General features: G+C 67.2%; 18 protein-coding genes and 1 pseudogene. 11 read left to right on the top strand and 8 right to left on the bottom strand.

Annotation, left to right across the window (positions count from 1 at the left end; all coding sequences use genetic code 11):
• Positions 1-114: pseudogene (locus tag G3N94_RS31505) on the bottom strand (histone deacetylase family protein); the annotation flags it as partial.
• 37 nt (positions 115-151) lie between these two features.
• Here G3N94_RS31505 and G3N94_RS31500 point away from each other — a divergent pair.
• Together G3N94_RS31500 and G3N94_RS31495 are read left to right on the top strand one after the other, a co-directional pair.
• Positions 152-364, top strand: coding sequence for a transporter (locus G3N94_RS31500; protein ID WP_241022172.1), 213 nt, complete (start codon positions 152-154; stop codon positions 362-364).
• Positions 365-621: 257 nt separating this feature from the next.
• Positions 622-1,341, top strand: coding sequence for a PepSY-associated TM helix domain-containing protein (locus tag G3N94_RS31495; protein ID WP_205797228.1), 720 nt, complete (start codon positions 622-624; stop codon positions 1,339-1,341).
• Between the two features lie 52 nt (positions 1,342-1,393).
• Here G3N94_RS31495 and G3N94_RS31490 read toward each other — a convergent pair whose 3' ends face one another.
• From G3N94_RS31490 to G3N94_RS31460, 7 genes are all read right to left on the bottom strand, one after another.
• On the bottom strand, positions 1,394-2,419 hold the full coding sequence (locus tag G3N94_RS31490) for an XdhC family protein (RefSeq protein WP_205797231.1): 1,026 nt from the start codon (positions 2,417-2,419) through the stop codon (positions 1,394-1,396).
• A 391-nt stretch (positions 2,420-2,810) separates the two neighbouring features.
• Positions 2,811-4,214, bottom strand: coding sequence for an amino acid permease (locus G3N94_RS31485; protein ID WP_205797225.1), 1,404 nt, complete (start codon positions 4,212-4,214; stop codon positions 2,811-2,813).
• 180 nt (positions 4,215-4,394) lie between these two features.
• Positions 4,395-5,051, bottom strand: coding sequence for a response regulator transcription factor RqpR (gene rqpR / locus G3N94_RS31480; protein ID WP_205797222.1), 657 nt, complete (start codon positions 5,049-5,051; stop codon positions 4,395-4,397).
• A 7-nt stretch (positions 5,052-5,058) separates the two neighbouring features.
• Positions 5,059-5,868 (bottom strand): quorum system sensor histidine kinase RqpS, encoded by an 810-nt coding sequence (gene rqpS / locus G3N94_RS31475; RefSeq protein ID WP_205797219.1) that lies wholly within the window; start codon positions 5,866-5,868, stop codon positions 5,059-5,061.
• Between the two features lie 417 nt (positions 5,869-6,285).
• Positions 6,286-7,056 carry a ferredoxin--NADP reductase gene (locus tag G3N94_RS31470; protein WP_205797216.1) on the bottom strand — a complete coding sequence of 257 codons (771 nt, stop codon included), beginning with the start codon at positions 7,054-7,056 and terminating at the stop codon, positions 6,286-6,288.
• A gap of 237 nt (positions 7,057-7,293) precedes the next feature.
• On the bottom strand, positions 7,294-8,112 hold the full coding sequence (locus G3N94_RS31465) for an endonuclease/exonuclease/phosphatase family protein (RefSeq protein ID WP_205797213.1): 819 nt from the start codon (positions 8,110-8,112) through the stop codon (positions 7,294-7,296).
• Positions 8,113-8,117: 5 nt separating this feature from the next.
• Positions 8,118-8,600 (bottom strand): hypothetical protein, encoded by a 483-nt coding sequence (locus G3N94_RS31460; protein WP_205797211.1) that lies wholly within the window; start codon positions 8,598-8,600, stop codon positions 8,118-8,120.
• Positions 8,601-8,897: 297 nt separating this feature from the next.
• On the opposite strand from G3N94_RS31460, the gene G3N94_RS31455 reads away from it, so the two are divergent.
• From G3N94_RS31455 to G3N94_RS31415, 9 genes are all read left to right on the top strand, one after another.
• Positions 8,898-9,878 (top strand): AAA family ATPase, encoded by a 981-nt coding sequence (locus G3N94_RS31455; protein WP_124602677.1) that lies wholly within the window; start codon positions 8,898-8,900, stop codon positions 9,876-9,878.
• Between the two features lie 165 nt (positions 9,879-10,043).
• Positions 10,044-11,153 carry an NAD(P)/FAD-dependent oxidoreductase gene (locus tag G3N94_RS31450; protein WP_205797209.1) on the top strand — a complete coding sequence of 370 codons (1,110 nt, stop codon included), beginning with the start codon at positions 10,044-10,046 and terminating at the stop codon, positions 11,151-11,153.
• A gap of 163 nt (positions 11,154-11,316) precedes the next feature.
• Positions 11,317-11,631: a high-potential iron-sulfur protein gene (locus tag G3N94_RS31445; protein ID WP_205797207.1), complete on the top strand. Its 315-nt coding sequence runs from the start codon at positions 11,317-11,319 to the stop codon at positions 11,629-11,631.
• 192 nt (positions 11,632-11,823) lie between these two features.
• Complete coding sequence (locus G3N94_RS31440) at positions 11,824-13,131, top strand: MFS transporter (protein WP_205797205.1); 1,308 nt, start codon at positions 11,824-11,826, stop codon at positions 13,129-13,131.
• 249 nt (positions 13,132-13,380) lie between these two features.
• Positions 13,381-15,009, top strand: coding sequence for an ABC transporter substrate-binding protein (locus G3N94_RS31435; RefSeq protein WP_205797203.1), 1,629 nt, complete (start codon positions 13,381-13,383; stop codon positions 15,007-15,009).
• Between the two features lie 129 nt (positions 15,010-15,138).
• Positions 15,139-16,149: an ABC transporter permease subunit gene (locus tag G3N94_RS31430; protein ID WP_205797201.1), complete on the top strand. Its 1,011-nt coding sequence runs from the start codon at positions 15,139-15,141 to the stop codon at positions 16,147-16,149.
• 4 nt (positions 16,150-16,153) lie between these two features.
• A complete protein-coding gene (locus G3N94_RS31425; protein ID WP_205797199.1) occupies positions 16,154-17,071 on the top strand; it encodes an ABC transporter permease subunit in 918 nt (305 codons plus the stop codon).
• A 2-nt stretch (positions 17,072-17,073) separates the two neighbouring features.
• The gene (locus G3N94_RS31420; protein ID WP_205797197.1) at positions 17,074-18,072 is read left to right on the top strand and encodes an ABC transporter ATP-binding protein; all 999 of its coding nucleotides are present in this window, start codon (positions 17,074-17,076) and stop codon (positions 18,070-18,072) included.
• Entirely contained in the window at positions 18,069-19,085 is a 1,017-nt protein-coding gene (locus tag G3N94_RS31415; protein WP_205797194.1) for a peptide ABC transporter ATP-binding protein, read from the top strand. Before G3N94_RS31420 ends, G3N94_RS31415 begins: the two co-directional genes overlap by 4 nt.
• Positions 19,086-19,154: the final 69 nt, after the last annotated feature.

The following is a 19,154-nucleotide window of genomic DNA, read 5'->3' as shown; positions in this document are numbered from 1 at the left end:
CGAAGGCTCGCCGTGAATCGACGCAAACAGCACGTCCGATCGGTCGTAGAAGATGTCCTGCGTGCCGTTGCCGTGATGGAAATCGACGTCGAGCACCGCGACGCGCGCCGCGCCGCGCGTGATCGCGAAGGGCTACGGCGCGGTGGCCGACATGATCGTCGCGCGCGCCCGCGACGCGGGGCTCTACGTGCATACCGCGCCGGAGATGGTGTCGCTGCTGATGCAGGTCGATCTCGACGACCGGATTCCGCCGCAGCTTTACCAGGCGGTTGCCGACCTGCTCGCGTGGCTGTATGCGCTCGAGCGCACCGACGGCGACCCGGCTGGCGCGCCGCCGCGCTTTCCGCTGCCGCCGGTGCGCTGACGCGCGCGGGCCTGCTGGATCGCCGGATCGCCAAGTCACCAGTTCGCCGGCGCTTGTCTGCCTGCGCCGGCTGCCGTGCGACGCGCACCGTCGATGCCGGCCGGCACAGACGGCCCCCGCCGATCCCGTCATCTGCCCCGCGCGGATTGAGCCCCGCAGTGATTTGTGTAATGATATCCATTCTCATTTTCATGCCCGACGGGCGGCGCGCGATCCGAGCGTGCCGCCCGTTGTTTTGAACGAATGGAAACCTTCGCGTGAACGCGCCCGAAACGATCGACACGCCGCGCGCCGGCGTCACCGTGCTGCGTCCGGCGGCACGCCCGCTGAGCGACGACGAACTGGCCGCGCGCCGGCAGCGCTCGCGCCGCGCGACCTTCATCAAGTGGCTGCGCAAGGTGCACGGCTGGGTGGGGCTGTGGGGCGCGGTGCTCGGGCTGCTGTTCGGCGTGACGGGCGTGCTGCTCAACCACCGCGCGCCGCCGCTCGCGATCCGGACCGGCGAGCCGCAGGTCGAGCAGTTGCAGCTCGCGCTGCCGGATCCGGTGCCCGCGACGCCCGCCGCGATGACGAAGTGGCTCGCGCGCGAGTTGCAGTTCGACGGCCGTCCGGGCCGCATGCGCAAGGAGCCGGCGCAGCCCGTCGCGTGGGGTGACAAGCGCGTGATGCAGCCCGAGCACTGGCAGTTCGGGCTGTTCGGGCCGCGCCAGAACCTGCAGGCCGAATACTGGGTCGGTAACGGCTACGTGTCGGTGAAGCGCACCAGCAACTCGTTTCTTGCGACGCTGAACAGCCTGCACCGCGGCGTCGGCATGAACCTCGGCTGGGTGCTGCTGATGGATACGATCGCCGGCTCGCTGATCCTGCTGTCGCTGACGGGCGTGCTGCTGTGGACCGAGCTGAACAAGCGCCGCACGGTCGGCGTCGTGCTGGTGGCCGGCTCGGTCGCCGCGGCCGTCGTGGCGGGCCTCGCGTAGCGTACGTTGCCGGTGATGCGGGGCCGGCACCCGCTGCCGGAAGGGACGGGTGTCAGATGCCGCAGGCTTCGCCGCCACGCGCGGCGATCTCGCGCGCGGCCTTCGCGCCTTCGACCTGCAGGATCGTCGGCAGCGACACATGGTTCTTCGCGGCCGTGACCTCGGCGAGGATCGAGATCGCGATTTCCGGCGGCGTGCGGCTGCCGATGTAGATCCCGGCCGGCCCGTGCAGCCGCGCGAGCTCCGCCTCGTTCAGGTCGAATTCGCGCAGCCGCTCGCGCCGCGCCGCGTTGTTGCGTCGCGAGCCGAGCGCGCCGACATAGAACGCGGGCGTCTTCAGTGCCTCCATCAGTGCGAGATCGTCGAGCTTCGGATCGTGCGTGAGCGCGATCACCGCGGAGCGCGCGTCGAGCTTCATGTCGAGCACCGTATCGTCGGGCATCGTGTGCACGACGCGCGTGCCCGGCACGTCCCACGCGTCCGTGTACTCCTCGCGCGGATCGCACACCGTCACCTGGTAGTCGAGCCCGGCCGCGATCTGGCACAGGTAGCGCGACAGCTGCCCTGCGCCGATCACGAGCATCCGGTAGCGCGGGCCGTGGATCGTCACGAGCCGCTCGTCGTCGAACGCGACGCCGTCGGTCGCCTGTGCGGGCGACAGCGACGCGCGGCCGGTCGCGAGCGTCATCGTGCGCGTGACGAGGCGGCCGGCCTCGACCTCCGCGCACAGCGCGGCGATGCCGCTGTCGCGCGTGAGCGGTTCCAGCACGAGCTGGATCGTGCCGCCGCACGGCAGCCCGAAGCGGTGCGCTTCTTCGGCCGTCACGCCGTATTTCACGGCTTCCGGGCGCGCGTCGGCCGCGATGCCGCTCGCATGAACGCGGGCGATCAGGTCGTCCTCGATGCAGCCGCCCGACACCGAGCCGACGACGAGGCCGTCGTCGCGCACCGCGAGCATTGCGCCTTCGGGGCGCGGCGACGAGCCCCACGTCTTCACGACCGTCACGAGCAGCACGCGGCGGCCTTCGTCGATCCAGCGAGCGCTGGATTTCAGTACATCGAGATCGACGCTTTCCATCATTTGTGTCCTGTTGCTGGACGGCCCCGCCGTTGCGGACCGTCGTTCGATGGCGGGATTATGAACCGCGCGGCGCGCGCATGCAGGCGGCGACGCGGGGGTGCCGCGCGAATCCGGAGGAATGGGCAAAACATTGCGACGATCGGGTAACGCCCGATCGCGAGCACCGCACCGCGGAGCGGAATGAACTACGGGGACTGCGGGGGGCAGGATCCACTGCAGGGTCCACTGCGGGATGCGCATGCGCGCAGCCGCAGCCGCAGCCGCAGCCGCAGCCGCAGCCGCAGCCGATTCCGGTGGAGGAGGGAGCGCGCCGCACGCAGGGCCGGCATCCGACCCTTCGCAGCGGCGCCGCACCGTTGCGCGCGGCATGCGCGCGCAACGGCGGGATTCAGTGCACTTCTTGACCGTGCGCGAGCTTCGAATGCCGGCGCGAATAAGCGAAGTAGATCACGAGACCGATCACGAGCCATACGCCGAACGCGACCCACGTGACGGGCGCGAGGTTCAGCATCAGGAACAGGCACGACGCGACCGCAAGGATCGGCACGACCGGCACGCCGGGGCAGCGGAATGCGCGCGGCAGGTCCGGATGCGTGCGGCGCAGCACGAGCACAGCGATCGACACCATCGAGAACGCGGCGAGCGTGCCGATGTTGATCAGCTCGGCGAGCACGTTCAGCGGCACGAGCGCGGCGATCAGCCCGAAGAACAGGCCGACCAGCCAGGTCGTCAGGAACGGCGTCGCATAGCGCGGATGCACGCGCGACAGCATCGACGGCAGCAGGCCGTCGCGCGACATCGCGAAGATGATGCGGGTCTGGCCGTAGCTCATCACGAGGATCACGGTCAGCATGCCGAGCACGGCGCCGAGGTCGATGAAGCCCGCGACCCACTTCTCGCCGGCGATCTGCAGCGCATACGAGATCGGATGCGAGACGCTCGCGTACTGCGCGGCCGGCACGATGCCCGTCGCGACCGCCGCGACCGCGACATACAGGAACGCGCACACGGCAAGCGACGCGATGATGCCGATCGGCAGGTCGCGCTTCGGGTTCTTCACTTCCTCGGCCGCCGACGACACCGCGTCGAAGCCGATGAACGCGAAGAACATCACGGCCGCCGCGCCGAACACGCCGTTCCAGCCGTGCGGCATGAACGGCTTCCAGTTCGCCGGCGTCACGTGGAACACGCCGACCGCGATCACGAGCAGCACGACCGACACCTTGATGAACACCATGATGTTGTTGATGCGCGTCGATTCGCGGATGCCGATCGACAGCAGCGTCGTGATTACGATCATCACGAGGAACGCGGGCAGGTTGAACCACGTGACGACGCCCGGGATCGCACCCGGCGCTGCCGTCAGCACAGTCGGCAGTGTGAGGCCGAAGCCCTGCAGCAGCGACTGGAGGTAGCCCGACCAGCCGACCGACACGGCGGACGCCGCGAGCCCGTATTCGAGCATCAGGTCCCAGCCGATGATCCACGCGACGAGCTCGCCGAGCGTCGCGTACGAATACGTGTAGATCGAGCCGGCGACCGGAATCGTCGACGCGAATTCGGCGTACGACAGCGCCGCGAGGCCGCACGCGATTGCGGCGATCACGAACGACAGCATCAGCGCCGGGCCGGCCTGCACGGCGCCGGTGCCGGTCAGCACGAAGATGCCGGTGCCGATGATGGCGCCGATGCCGAGGAACGTGAGGTCGATCGCGCCGAGCGCTTTCTTGAGCCCGGCAGCGTGGGCGCCGGCGATCATGCGATCGACGTTTTTCTTGCGGAAGAGAGACATTGCGGATGAATGGCCGGCACGCGCGGTCGCGCGGGGGCGATGAGTGAGTGAAAAACCTGTAATTTTAGCCGATTTGACGCGAAAGACCCGTTGCGACGCAACGGCGCGGCGCGCCAATCGTCCGATAAAACAAGCGCTTGGCACGCAACGCGGCGCGCGGCCGCGCGCGTTCAGGCGCGTTCATACGCCGGCGGCGGGCGCCATGTCGACGAGCCGGTTGCTCATCACGTAGAAGGTCAGTTCCGCGTTGTTCGACAGCCGCATCTTCTCGAGCAGCCGCGTGCGGTAGACGCTCACCGTCTTCACCGACAGCGACAGCGTGTTCGCGATATCGGTGAGCCGCTTGCCGGACGCGAGCATGCACAGCGTCTGATATTCGCGGTCCGACAGCTTCTCGTGCGGCATCGGCTCGTTCTCGAACGACACGTATTCGGCAAGCGCCTCGGCCATCGCCGGGCTCACGTACTTGCGGCCCGCGGCGACCTGCTGGATCGCTGAAATCATCTGCGCGGCGTTGACCGTTTTCGACAGGTAGCCGGACGCGCCGGCCTTCAGCGCGCGCACCGCGTACTGGTCCTCGCGGTACATCGAGAACATCAGCACCGGCGTGCGCGGCAGCCTGCGCTTGATGCGCTTCAGCACCTCGATGCCATTCATGTCGGGCAGCGAGATGTCGAGCAGGATCACGTCGAACTCGCGCTTGTCGACGGCCGCCATCGCTTCGCCGCCGGTCTCCGCTTCGATGACCTCGCGAGCGATCCCGCGATCGATCAGCAGGTGCCGGATGCCTTGCCGGACGATCGCGTGATCGTCGACGAGCAGGATGTCGAGGCTCATGGCGTCCTCACGAAAGCGACGCGCGATGGGCAGCCGCCGGCGCCGCGAGCAGCGCGTCCCACGCGAAGCGCGCGGCGACCCGGGTGCCGTTGCCGACGGACGGCGCGGACAGCTCGAAGCTGCCGCCGAACGCCTCGCAGCGGGCGCGCATCCCGGCGAGCCCGTAGCCGTGGTGTCTCGCGCGCGAGAAACCGGTCCCATCGTCGGTGACGACCAGCGTCAATTGCGTGGCACCCGCGTCGATCCGCACGTCGGCCGACGACGCACGCGCGTGCTTCGCGACGTTCGACAGCGCTTCCTGCGCGACGCGGAAGATCGCGAGCGCGCCCGTGCCCGCGAGTTGCGGCAGCCGCGCATCGGCCGCGCAGACGAAGCTCGTGCGCAGGCCCGTGCGTTCCGTGTAGCTGTCGATCCATGCCGACAGCGCGCGCACGAGGCCGCCATCGAGTGCCGGCGCGTTGCGCTCGGCGATCAGGCGCCGGTTCGCGTCTGTCGCGGTGTCGAGCGCGCGCTGCGCGAGCTCGAGCGCGCGCCGGCAGCCTTCGGGCACGTCGGCCGGCAGCCAGGTTTCGATGTTCGCGAGCGCGAAGCGCGCGGCGGTGAGTTCGGCGCCGAGGCCGTCGTGCAGTTCGCCGGCCAGATGGCGGCGAGCGGCTTCGTCGGCCGCGAACAGTTCGGCGGACAGTGCAGCGATGCGCGCGGCGAGCACTTCGCGGCTCGCGGCGTTCGTGAAGCGGGGCGGGGTGGCGGCCGGCGTGTGCGGCTGCGACGGGAACGGAGCGTGGGCGCTCTGTGGCGCGTTAAGCGACGTATCCATGACTCTCCCTGCTGTCAGAAAGCGATTCAGAAACCGGTCGGCGGCGCATGCCGGAGGTGGCTCCAGCGATGCTTGCCGCAACAGAATCGCGATGTGCCGAGGTAACAAAATTTACATCTTGTAACAACTGATTCCGACCTTTCATGCGCTTCCCAAATGCTGCTGCGCGCCGCGAATCATATCTCAAAAATTCTGAAAAAGTCATGTCAGGCGGACATCTAGGGGGAAATACGAACGATCGGACGGAATCTGTTGTGTAGGAAAAACACCGACACGAGAGCCGCCGAAAGCGCCGGGTCGAAATGTAACTATTTGAGATGACAGGGTCCCAGATTGTTACGAATTCGCCAAGTCCGCCCGAAAAAAAACCGGAGCTTTCGCTCCGGTTCTTGATGACGCGCAACGTCTGGGGACGGATCAGTCGACGAATGCGCGCTCGATCACGTAGTGGCCCGGCGCGCTGTTCTTGCCTTCGACGAGGCCGGCCTGCTTCAGCAGGTCGGTCGTGTCCTTCAGCATCGCGGTGCTTCCGCACAGCATCACGCGGTCGTGCTCCGGCGAGAACGCCGGGACGTCCAGATCCGTGAACAGCTTGCCTGTCGAGATCAGGTCGGTGATCCGGCCTTCGTTCTCGAATTCCTCGCGGGTGACCGTCGGGTAGTAGACGAGCTTTTCCTTGATGATGTCGCCAAGGTACTCGTGGCCCGGCAGGTCGTGCTTGATGAAGTCCATGTACGCGAGTTCGCCCTTCAGGCGGCACGTGTGCGTCAGGATGACCTTGTCGAAGCGTTCGTAGATATCCGGATCGCGGATGATCGACATGAACGGCGCGAGGCCCGTGCCGGTCGACAGCATCCACAGCGTCTTGCCGGGCAGCAGGTTGTCGGCGACGAGCGTGCCGGTCGGCTTCTTGCCGATCAGCACCGTGTCGCCCACCTTCAGGTGCTGCAGGCGCGACGTCAGCGGGCCGTTCTGGACCTTGATGCTGAAGAATTCGAGGTGCTCTTCGTAGTTCGGGCTGACGATGCTGTACGCGCGCGCGAGCGGCTTGCCGTCGACCTCGAGGCCGACCATCGTGAATTCGCCATTGTTGAAGCGCAGGCCCGGCTCACGGGTGCAGGTGAAGCTGAAAAGCGTATCGGTCCAGTGGTGGACGGATTGGACGGTGGCGGTGTCGTATTTGCTCATGACTTCGAAAACGGACGCGTGTAACGGGCCCACGGACGGGCGAAAACGAGGGCGTCGGCCCGATCGGGGATCGGCCGGCCGGCGCGCCGAATACGCGCCTTCTCGATGACAGACGTTTGATGAACTGTTTATTTTACCTTGACTGTGCGAATCGCGCGCTTGCCCCCGGCAGATGCGCGGATTTGGCACAACGTTTTCTTTCGGATTGCTTTCATCGGTAGGCGACAGCTGCCGCGCTTACTGCGGATCGAGCCGCAGGCGGGCGATATACGGCAGGTGATCCGACAGCCATGCGGTCTCGCCGGACGGCGCGCTCCATTCGAGCGGCGTCATCCCGCGTACGAACATCTTGTCGAGCGCGAGTGCCGGCGAGAACGCGGGGAACGTGCGCCCCGATTCGCCGAGCAGCGTCGCGACTTCGGACAGGCCGATCTCGCCGAACAGTGCGATCGAGTCGTTGCGCCAGTCGTTGAAGTCGCCGGCGAGCACGAGCGGGCCGTCCTTCGCGTTGCGCACGATCCAGTGCGCGATCCAGTGCATCTGGCGCAGCCGCGCCGCGCGCGTGAGCGCGAGGTGCGCGCACAGCAGCGTGACGGGACGGGACCCGGCGAGCGTCGCGCGCGCGACGAGCAGGCCGCGCCGCTCGAAGCGGTGCGCGGAGATGTCCCAGCGGCCGCCGAGATCGAGCGGGTGCGGTGACAGGATCGCGTTGCCGTGCCGCCACGACGGCTTGAACACGTTCGGGCCGAGCGCGATCTGCCAGTCGAGCGCATGCGCGATCTCGGACGCCTGGCAATGCCAGACGTCGTCGTACGCGTCGTCCATCTGCGCGCCGAAGCCGGGCGCGAGCACCGGGCGCGGCAAGCGGCGTGCCATCGCCTCCTGCAGGAAATACACGTCCGCGTGCGTCGACTGCATCCAGTTACGCATCGCATTCCACGCGGTGAAGCCGAGCGGCGAGCGGCCCTTGTGCAGGTTCCAGCTCACCGCGGTGAGTTCGTCGGGCGCCGCGTGCGGCTCGGCGAACGGGACGGACAGGGCATCGAGCGCTTGCATGTCGGTCAGTCCTTCGCGACGTGCGCGCGCACGCGATAGACGAGGTGCGGATGCTGCTCGATCAGCGTCCAGTCGGTCCACGCGTCGCTGCCGACCGACAGCCCGGGGTGGCTTGCGACGATCTGTCGCGGCGACGCCGGCGCACACGGCGCGGCCGGCTTCGCGTTCGGATCGTCGAGCGTTTCCTGCACGTCGAGCGCGAGCGAGATCGCGTTCGCGTCGACCGTGAGCGGCGCGACGCTCACCGAGCGCGAGCGCTCGGTCGGCACGACGCGCGCGTTGTCGCCGCAGCCGACGGACACGTCGGATGGATAGCGATGGGTGTCGGTGCGGGTCTGACCCACGGTGGTGTTCTGCTGGAACGTGTCGATCGTCTGACCGTCGCGCACCACCTGGATTTCCCATGCGACGACAGCGGGCGCGGGGCTCTGCGCATGAGCGGCAAGCATGACGCCCGCCAGCATGACGGCCAGGCCGTGTTTCAGCATGAAGCCTCTCCGGATTCGCGGGTAGCGGGGGGAACGGACGCACAAACGGACGCACATCTTACGCCCGATCGGCGTCGTCATCGATGTGACCGGATGCAGCGCGACAGGTTCGTCGCGCGACGCGGTCCTGCTAGAAAGGTAAGTGCGCGCCGCGCGTTTTCAAGCAAAAAAATGGTGACGCGCGCGACCTGTCAGCAGCACACGCATGCGGCTGCTTGCTTGCACTGGGATGTCATCCCGCTACACTGAAATCGAAAGGGTCTGATGGAGCGGCAAGCAAGCGGTAGCGAGGTTCGTATGACGACGGCGATGGTGAAACAGGAACTGGCGGTCGCGTCCTTCAGCACGGTGTACGACCTGGAGCAGGTCGAGACCGCGCTGAGCGACCTGAACGAAGGCGCGAGCGACGCACTGCGCGCCACTTACGAGAGGATGCTCAAGACCGGCAATCTGCGCTTTTGCGTGAAGCCGAACCGGATGCCGTCGTTCGACGCACTCGGCGAGGTGCTGCCGAATTTCACCGAGCCGCTCGACGACGTGCGCAAGCAGGTTGCGCTGTGCCTCGAGACCGACGACCGGCTCGAGCTGATGCCGATCCTGCTGCTCGGCCCGCCGGGCATCGGCAAGACGCATTTCGCGAAGGCGCTCGCGCAGCTGCTCGGCACGTCGTATCACTACGTGCCGATGAGTTCGCTGACCGCGGGGTGGATCCTGTCGGGCGCGTCGTCGCAGTGGAAGAACGCGAAGCCCGGCAAGGTGTTCGATGCGCTCGTAAACGGCAGCTATGCGAACCCGGTGATCGCGGTCGACGAGATCGACAAGGCCGGCAGCGACGCGCAATACGATCCGCTCGGCGCGCTGTATGCGTTGCTCGAGCACGACACCGCGCGCGCATTCGTCGACGAGTTCGCGGAGGTGCCGATCGATGCGGGCAACGTGATCTGGGTCGCGACCGCGAACGATGCGCAGGCGATTCCGGAGCCGCTGCTGAACCGGCTGAGCGTGTACGAGATCGCGCCGCCCGACGCGGCCGGCGCGCGCCGCATCGCGCAGACGATCTATGACGAGATCCGCACGTCGCACGCGTGGGGCCGGCGCTTTCCGGACACGCTCGGCGACGACGCGCTCGACGTGCTCGCCGCGACGCCGCCGCGCACGATGCGGCGCGCGCTGCTGCACGCGTTCGGCGCCGCGCGCCTCGACGGTCGCGATGCGATCGAGCCGCGCGACATCCGTGCGGACGAAGGGGCGACGAAGCGCCGGCCGATCGGGTTCTGATACGAGGTTCAAACCGGGGGAAGGGGCGTAGCGTTCGGTGGCGGAACCCGCGTGAAATATCCGGCTACACATGTCGCCGGCAAGCTACACATGTGGCCGGCAAACGGGCGAACCGGGACGTACAATCAATTTCTCTCCCTCGACGCGCGAACGGCGCGAAAAGCCATGGAGCAGATGGACTGTGTGGTGATCGGTGCGGGCGTCGTCGGGCTCGCGATCGCCCGCGAACTCGCCGCGCGCGGCCGCGAGACGCTCGTGCTCGAGGCGGCCGACGCGATCGGCACCGGCACGAGCTCGCGCAACAGCGAGGTGATCCACGCGGGGCTCTACTATCCGCGCGGCTCGCTGAAGGCGATGTCGTGCGTGCACGGCCGCGACCTGCTGTACGAATTCTGCGACACGCATCATGTGCCGCATCGGCGTGTCGGCAAGCTGCTCGTCGCGACGTCGGCTGCGCAGGTGAAGCATCTGAAGGCGATCGCCGCGCGCGCCGAGGAAAACGGCGTGCTCGACCTGATGCCGCTCACGCGCGACGAGGCGCAGGCGCTCGAGCCCGAGCTCGAGTGCGTCGAGGCGCTGTTCTCGCCGAGCACGGGCATCGTCGACAGCCACCAGTTGATGCTCGCGCTGCTCGGCGATGCGGAACGCGACGGCGCCGTCTGCGCGCTGAAATCCCCGGTGGAATCGATCGACGTGCTGCGCGGCGCGCGCTTCGTCGTGCGCACGGGCGGCGACGCGCCGACCGAGTTCGAGGCGGCCTGCGTGATCAACAGCGCGGGCCTCGGCGCGCAGGCGCTCGCGCGCCGTACGCGCGGCCTCGATCCGCGCTGGGTGCCGCCGCTCTATCTCGCACGCGGCCACTACTTCAGCCTGTCCGGGCGCGCGCCGTTCTCGCACCTGATCTATCCGATGCCGGACCGCGCGGGCCTCGGCATCCACCTGACGCTGGACCTCGCCGGCCAGGCGCGCTTCGGCCCGGACGTCGAATGGGTCGATGCGCTGCGCTACGACGTCGACCCCGCGCGCGCGGACGCGTTTTGCGCGTCGATCCGCGCGTACTGGCCGGCGTTGCCGGACGACGCGCTGCAGCCGGCCTATGCGGGCATCCGCCCGAAGCTCGCGGGGCCTGGCGAGGCGCCTGCCGATTTCATCGTGCAGGGCGCCGCGCAGCATGGCGTACGCGGACTCGTGAACCTGTTCGGCATCGAGTCGCCGGGGCTCACCGCGGCGCTTGCGCTCGCGCAGCGCGTCGGCGACATGACCGCGTACGGATGATCGTGTACGGACGATGGCGGCAATATGGCTGTCATGTTGAGCCGATTGCGAAATCCCTTATCTCCGGCATTTCGGGCCGCACATTCGCGCGTATGAGCGTTATGCTGCTAGTTGGCTGTCGCTAGAGCAGCTTTCGAATCGATAACATTGGAGCGAGTCCCCCATGAAAACATCCCGTCGGAGTTTCCTGATTACGAGCGTTGGCGTCGTGTCGGCAATGGCCCTGTCGCGCGAAGCACTGGCTGCCGATCTGCCGATGCTGTCGGAAAGCGATCCGACCGCGCAGGCGCTCGGCTACAAGGCGGACGCCACGAAGGTCGACAAGGCGAAGTACGCGAAGTACGCGGCGGGTCAGGACTGCGCCGCGTGCATGCTGTACCAGGGCAAGGCCGGCTCGGCATCGGGCCCGTGCGGCGCGTTCCCGGGCAAGCAGGTGTCGGCGAAAGGCTGGTGCAGCGCATTCACGAAGAAGGCGTGACCGAACGCGTGACGCCGAGCGGCATCGTGCGGTGCCGCAATCCCGCGACAATCGCGTAACGCCCGCCATCGGATGATGGCGGGCGTTTTTTTGCTTGAAAACGGTTCCGCACCTTTCTACACTCGCACCAGACCGGCGCGAAGCCGCAGCGCCGCGCACACCGAGACGGCGACCTTACGAGGCGAGACACGCATGGCGACGATTGCGGGTTCAACGAAGACGGTCAGGCCGGATCGCGCGCTGAACCGGCGCGCGGTGGCGGCGGCGGTCATCGGCAACGCGCTCGAGTGGTACGACTTCACGGTCTTCAGTTTCATGATGGTCGTGATCGCCGAGCTGTTCTTCCCGACGACGGACGAATACGCGTCGCTGTTGCTCGCCACCGCGACGTTCGGCGTCGCGTTCTTCATGCGGCCGATCGGCGGCTTCGTGCTCGGGCTCCATGCGGACCGCGCGGGCCGCAAGGCTGCGCTGTCGCTCGTGATCCTGCTGATGACGGCCGGCATCTTCCTGCTCGCGGTCGCGCCGCCGTATGCGGCGATCGGCATCGGCGGCCCGCTGATGATCGTGTTCGGCCGCCTGCTGCAGGGCTTCTCCGCGGGTGGCGAATTCGGCAGCGCGACCGCGCTCCTGATCGAAGCCGCGCCGTTCTCGAAGCGCGGCTTCTACGGCAGCTGGCAGATGGCGAGCCAGGCCGCGGCGCTGCTGATCGGCGCGCTCGTCGGCGCGGCCGTCACGCGCGGCTTAACGCCCGATGCGCTGCGCGCGTGGGGCTGGCGCGTGCCGTTCATCGTCGGGCTCGTGATCGGCCCGATCGGTTTCTACATCCGCCGCCATCTCGCCGATTCGGAAGCATTCCTGCACGCGCAGCAGAGCGCGCGCCGCGCGACGCTCGGCGAAGTGTTCACGCGCCATTCGCGCGAAGTGCTGTGCGGACTCGGCTCGGTGGTCGCGCTCACCGTGACGATCTACGTGCTGATCATCTACCTGCCGACCTTCGCGGTGAAGCAGCTGAAGCTGCCGTACGCGCAGTCGTTCTACGCAGTGATCGTCGGCAACCTGCTGCTCACCGTGCTGTCGCCGGTCGCGGGCGCGTGGTCGGACCGCATCGGCCGCAAGGGGCTGTCGCTGTGGTCGCTCGTGCTGACGCTCGCGCTGATGTATCCGCTGTTCACCTGGCTCGACGCGGCGCCGAGCATCGCACGGCTCATTACCGTGCAGGCCGTACTGTCGGTGACGCTCGCGGGCTACTACGGGCCGTTCGGCGCGATGACCGCCGAGCTGTTCCCGGCCAATGTGCGTTCGACCGGGCTGTCGATTGCTTACAACGTCGCGGTGATGCTGTTCGGCGGCTTCGGGCAGTTCATCGTCACGTGGCTGATCAAGGCGACCGGCTCGCCGCTCGCGCCGACTTATTACGTGATGGCGGGGCTCGCGGTGTCGATCGTCGCGGTCGCATTCGTGCCGGCGCGCAGCGCGGATCTCGACGCGCGTGGCTGAAGCGCTGTGCCTGTTCGCCGCAGCGCGGCAGCTGTTTAGTCGCCGGACGAAACAGGTGCGGCGTCGATGAAACCGGCGCCGCTGCGTGCCGGTGCATCTTTTGCGTGCCGAAAACATCGGCAAAAACCCGCGTTGTCGCGTCCGGTAGAGTTTTTTCTCCAGCTTGTTGCAGGATCGCCGCCTCAAGTAATATCCGCGTACACCGGGCCCCCCTGGGGGTCCGGATCCGAACCGGAGACTGGAGGAAACATGGAATACAACCGTCTGTTGCACACCCTGCGTGTTACCGCCATGGCAGGCGTGGCAGCGGCATCGTTCGGCATCGCGGGATCTGCATACGCACAGGTCCCGAACAAAACGCTCGTCTACTGCTCAGAAGGCAGCCCGGCGGGCTTCGATTCCGCGCAGTTCACGACGGGCGTCGACTTCACCGCGTCGACGTTCCCGATCTACAACCGTCTCGTCGAATTCGAGCGCGGCGGCACGAAGGTCGAGCCGGGCCTCGCCGAGTCGTGGGACATCTCGCCTGACGGCAAGGTCTACACGTTCCACCTGCGCCACGGCGTCAAGTTCCACGCGACGGACTTCTTCAAGCCGACCCACGAGTTCAACGCGGACGACGTGGTGTTCACGTTCGAGCGCATGCTGGATCCGAACCAGCCGTTCCGCAAGGCCTACCCCGTGTCGTTCCCGTACTTCACCGACATGGGCCTCGACAAGCTGATCACGAAGGTCGAGAAGGTCGATCCGACCACCGTGAAGTTCACGCTGGCCGAGCCGAACGCGCCGTTCATCCAGAACATGGCGATGGAATTCGCGTCGATCCTGTCGTCCGAATACGCGGACCAGCTGATGAAGGCCGGCAAGGCCGCCGACATCAACCAGAAGCCGGTCGGCACGGGCCCGTTCATCTTCCGCAGCTATACGAAGGATGCGACGATCCGCTTCGACGGGAATCCTGACTACTGGAAGAAGGGCGACGTGAAGATCGGCAAGCTGATCTTCTCGATCACGCCCGACCCGGGCGTGCGCGTGCAGAAGATCAAGCGCAACGAGTGCCAGGTGATGAGCTATCCGCGTCCGGCGGACATCGCGACGCTGAAGGCCGACTCGAACATCGACATGCCGTCGCAGCCGGGCTTCAACCTCGGCTACCTCGCGTACAACGTCGAGCACAAGCCGCTCGAGAAGCTCGAGGTGCGCCAGGCGCTCGATCTCGCGATCAACAAGAAGGCGATCCTCGAGTCCGTCTACCAGGGCGCCGGCCAGGCTGCTTCCGCACCGATGCCGCCGACGCAATGGTCGTACGACAAGAACCTGAAGATGCCCGCGTACGACACCGCGAAGGCGAAGGCGCTGCTCGCGAAGGCCGGCCTCGCGAACGGCTTCGAGATCACGCTGTGGGCGATGCCGGTGCAGCGCGCGTACAACCCGAACGCCCGCCTGATGGCCGAGATGATCCAGGCTGACTGGGCGAAGATCGGCGTGAAGGCGAAGATCGTCACGTACGAGTGGGGCGAGTACATGAAGCGCGCGCATGCCGGCGAGCAGGACACGATGCTGATCGGCTGGACGGGCGACAACGGCGACCCCGACAACTGGCTCGGCACGCTGCTCGGCTGCGAGGCGGTGAAGGGCAACAACTTCTCGAAGTGGTGCTACAAGCCGTTCGACGACCTGGTCCAGAAGGGTCGCACGACGACGGGCCAGGACGCACGCACGAAGATCTACACGCAGGCTCAGCAGATCTTCGCGCAGCAGATGCCGTTCTCGCCGATCGCGAACTCGACCGTCTACCAGCCGGTGCGCAAGAACGTCGTCGACATGCGCATCGAGCCGCTCGGCTACGCACGTTTCGACGGTGTTAGCGTGAAGTAACACGGCAGGCGTAAGCTGTCAGGGTCTGGACAGACCCCACATGACCAGCCTGTACCCATCCGGCGGCGCGGGGCCACGAGCTCCGCGTCGCCGGTCGCACATTTCCCACGAGAAAATACGAGACGCATCATGCTCCGATTCGTGTTGCGCCGCGTGGGCATGGTGATCCCGACCTTTATCGGTATCACCATCCTCGCATTCGCGCTGATTCACCTGATACCGGGCGACCCCATCGAAGTGATGATGGGCGAGCGCGGCGTCGATCCCGCCATGCACGCAGAGGCGATGAAACGCCTCGGGCTCGACCAGCCGCTGCCCGTGCAATATGTCCACTACATCGGCCGTGCGCTGCACGGCGACCTCGGCACGTCGATCATCACCAATACGAGCGTCGCGGGCGAGTTCTTCGCGCGCTTCCCGGCGACCGTCGAGCTGTCGATGTGCGCGCTCGTGTTCGCGCTCGCCGTCGGCCTGCCGGCCGGCGTGATCGCGGCGCTGCGGCGCGGCTCGATCGTCGACCACGGCGTGATGGGCACCGCGCTCACCGGCTACTCGATGCCGATCTTCTGGTGGGGCCTGATCCTCATCATGGTGTTCTCGTCGTATCTCGGCTGGACGCCCGTGTCGGGGCGCATCGCGGTCGAATACGATTTCCCGCACCCGACGGGCTTCATGCTGATCGACGCGCTGCTCGCGCCTGACGAAGGCTCGTTCAGGTCGGCAGTGAGCCACCTGATCCTGCCCGCGATCGTGCTCGGCACGATCCCGCTCGCGGTGATCGCGCGGATGACCCGCTCGTCGATGCTCGAAGTGCTGCGCGAGGACTACATCCGCACCGCGCGCGCGAAGGGGCTGTCGCCCGCGCGCGTCGTCGTCGTGCATGCGCTGCGCAACGCGCTGATTCCGGTCGTCACCGTGATCGGCCTGCAGGTCGGCACGCTGCTCGCCGGCGCGGTGCTGACCGAGACGCTGTTTTCGTGGCCCGGCGTCGGCAAGTGGCTGATCGATGCGATCGGCCGCCGCGACTATCCGGTCGTGCAGGGCGGCATCCTGCTGATCGCGACGCTCGTGATCGTCGTGAACCTGGTCGTCGACCTGATGTACGGCGTGCTGAACCCGCGCATCCGCCACACGAGGTAATTCCATGAGCAATCTGCAAAACACCCTGCCGGGCGAAACCGCGCCGGTCAGCGGCCGCACGCTCGCGCTGCGCGAATTCTGGGCCAACTTCTCGCGCAACCGCGGCGCGGTGGGCGCTGGCATCGTCGTGCTCGTGCTGATCGTGCTCGCCGTATTCGCGCCGCTGCTTGCGCCGCACAGCCCGGTCGAGCAATACCGCGACTACGTGAAGATCCCGCCCGCGTGGCTCGACGGCGGCAACTGGAAGTTCGTGCTCGGCACCGACGAAGCGGGCCGCGATATCCTGTCGCGGCTGATGTTCGGCGCGCGGATGTCGTTCTGGATCGGCTTCGTGTCGGTCGTGCTCGCGCTGATCCCCGGCATCGTGCTCGGGCTCGTCGCCGCGTTCTTCCAGAAATGGGCGGACACGGCCGTGATGCGCGTGATGGACGTGCTGCTCGCGCTGCCGTCGCTGCTGCTCGCGGTCGCGGTCGTTGCGATCATTGGCCCGGGCCTCACCAACACGATGTTCGCGATCGCGATCGTCGCGCTGCCGGCCTACGTGCGCCTCACGCGCGCGTCGGCACTCGGCGAGCTGCAGAAGGAGTACGTGACGGCGTCGCGCGTGGCCGGTGCCGGCACGCTGCGCCTGATGTTCTCGCAGGTGCTGCCGAACTGCACTGCACCGCTGATCGTGCAGGCGACGCTTGGCTTCTCGTCGGCGATCCTCGACGCGGCCGCGCTCGGCTTCCTCGGCCTCGGCGTGCAGCCGCCGACCGCCGAGTGGGGCGCGATGCTCGCATCGGCGCGCGACTACATCGACAACGCATGGTGGATCGTGACGATGCCGGGCCTGTCGATCCTGATCTCGGTGCTCGCGATCAACCTGCTCGGCGACGGGCTGCGTGATGCGCTCGATCCCAAACTGAAACGGATGGCCTGAACATGAGCCAAGATCTTCTGACCATCCGCAATCTCGCGGTGAACTTCAACGGCCTGCCCGCCGTCGACCGGATCAACCTGTCGATCGCGCCGGGCGAGGTAGTGGGCGTCGTCGGCGAATCGGGCTCGGGCAAGAGCGTGACGATGATGGCGCTGATGGGCCTGATCGACGCGCCGGGCAAGGTCACCGCAGACGAAGTGACGTTCAACGGCGTGGACCTGCTGAAGGCGTCGCCGAAGGCGCGCCGCAAGATCGTCGGCAAGGACATCGCGATGGTGTTCCAGGATGCGCTGACGAGCCTGAACCCGAGCTACACGGTCGGCTACCAGATCAAGGAAGTGCTGAAGCTGCACGAAGGGCTGCGCGGCGACGCGCTCAACCGCCGCGCGCTCGAGCTGCTCGACCAGGTCGGCATTCCCGACCCGAAGAGCCGCATCGATTCGTTCCCGCACCAGATGTCGGGCGGGATGAACCAGCGCGTGATGATCGCGATGGCCGTCGCGTGCAACCCGAAGCTCTTGATCGCCGACGAGCCGACCACCGCGCTCGACGTGACGATCCAGGCGCAGATCATGGATCTGCTCGTGAAGCTGCAGAAGGAGCGCGGGATGGCGCTCGTGCTGATCTCGCACGATCTGGCCGTGGTGTCGGAAGTCGCGCAGCGCGTCGCGGTGATGTACGCGGGCGAGATCATCGAGACCAACCGCGTGCCGGATATCTTCGCGCATCCGCATCATCCGTACACCGAAGCATTGCTCGCGGCGATTCCCGAGCACAACAAGGGGGCGCGGCGCCTTGCCGCATTGCCGGGCATGGTGCCGGGCCGTGATGATCGCCCGACCGGGTGCCTGTTCGCGCCGCGCTGCAAGTATGCGGTCGACGACTGCCGCAAGGCGCGCCCGGCGCTCGACACGCTGGTGCCCGGCAACGACGCGATGCGCGCACGCTGCATCAAGCCGCTCAATCTTTCGAACCTGAACCTGACCGGAGGCGCACGATGAATGCTGTCAACGAAACGCGTCGCGCGCCGCACGACGACGACGCGGTGCTGGTCGCCGACGGACTCGCGAAGCACTACACGGTGAAGCGCGGGATGTTCGGCCAGGGCACCGTGAAGGCGCTCAACGGCGTGTCGTTCACGCTGAAGCGCGGCAAGACGCTCGCCGTCGTCGGCGAATCGGGCTGCGGGAAGTCGACGCTCGCGCGGCAGCTGACGATGATCGAGACGCCGACGGCCGGCCACCTGACGATCGACGGCAAGGACGTCGCCGGCGCGGACAGCAAGACCGTCGCCGAGCTGCGCCGCCGCGTGCAGATGGTGTTCCAGAACCCGTTCGCGTCGCTGAATCCGCGCAAGACCGTCGAGCAGACGCTCGGCGAGCCGCTCGAGATCAACACGAACCTCACCGCACAGGAGCGCGCGCAGCGGATCGCGCAGATCATGCGCACGGTCGGCCTGCGGCCCGAGCACGCGAAGCGCTATCCGCACATGTTCTCGGGCGGCCAGCGGCAGCGCGTCGCGATTGCGCGCGCGATGATCCTCGAGCCGCGCATCGTCGTCGCCGACGAGCCCGTGTCCGCGCTCGACGTGTCGATCCAGGCGCAGATCCTGAACCTGTTCATGGATCTGCAGGAGCAGTTCAAGACGAGCTACGTGTTCATCTCGCACAACCTCGCGGTGGTCGAGCATGTCGCCGACGACGTGATGGTGATGTACTTCGGCAGCGTCGCCGAGCTCGGCGACAAGGCGACGATCTATGCGCGTCCGCGCCATCCGTACACGCGTGCGCTGATGTCGGCGACGCCGGCGATCTTCGAGGAAGACCGCCGCGTGCAGATCAAGCTGCAGGGCGAGCTGCCGTCGCCGCTCAAGCCGCCGTCGGGCTGCGCGTTCCATCAGCGCTGCCCGTACGCGGTCGAGCGCTGCCGGGTCGAGGAGCCGCAGCTGCGCGAAGTCGACGGGCGGCGCGTGGCCTGCCATCGCGCCGAGGAGGTAGGGGAGGCGAATGCCTGAAGGGTTGGCGGCGCGCGCGGCGAGCGCGCGCCGTTCGGGAGCCGGCGGCACCCGCGTCGCGCGCGCGTG

Origin of the sequence: Burkholderia sp. Ac-20353, assembly GCF_017104785.1 — a bacterium.
Classification (GTDB): domain Bacteria; phylum Pseudomonadota; class Gammaproteobacteria; order Burkholderiales; family Burkholderiaceae; genus Burkholderia.
This window is presented reverse-complemented; position numbering and strand designations above follow the sequence as displayed.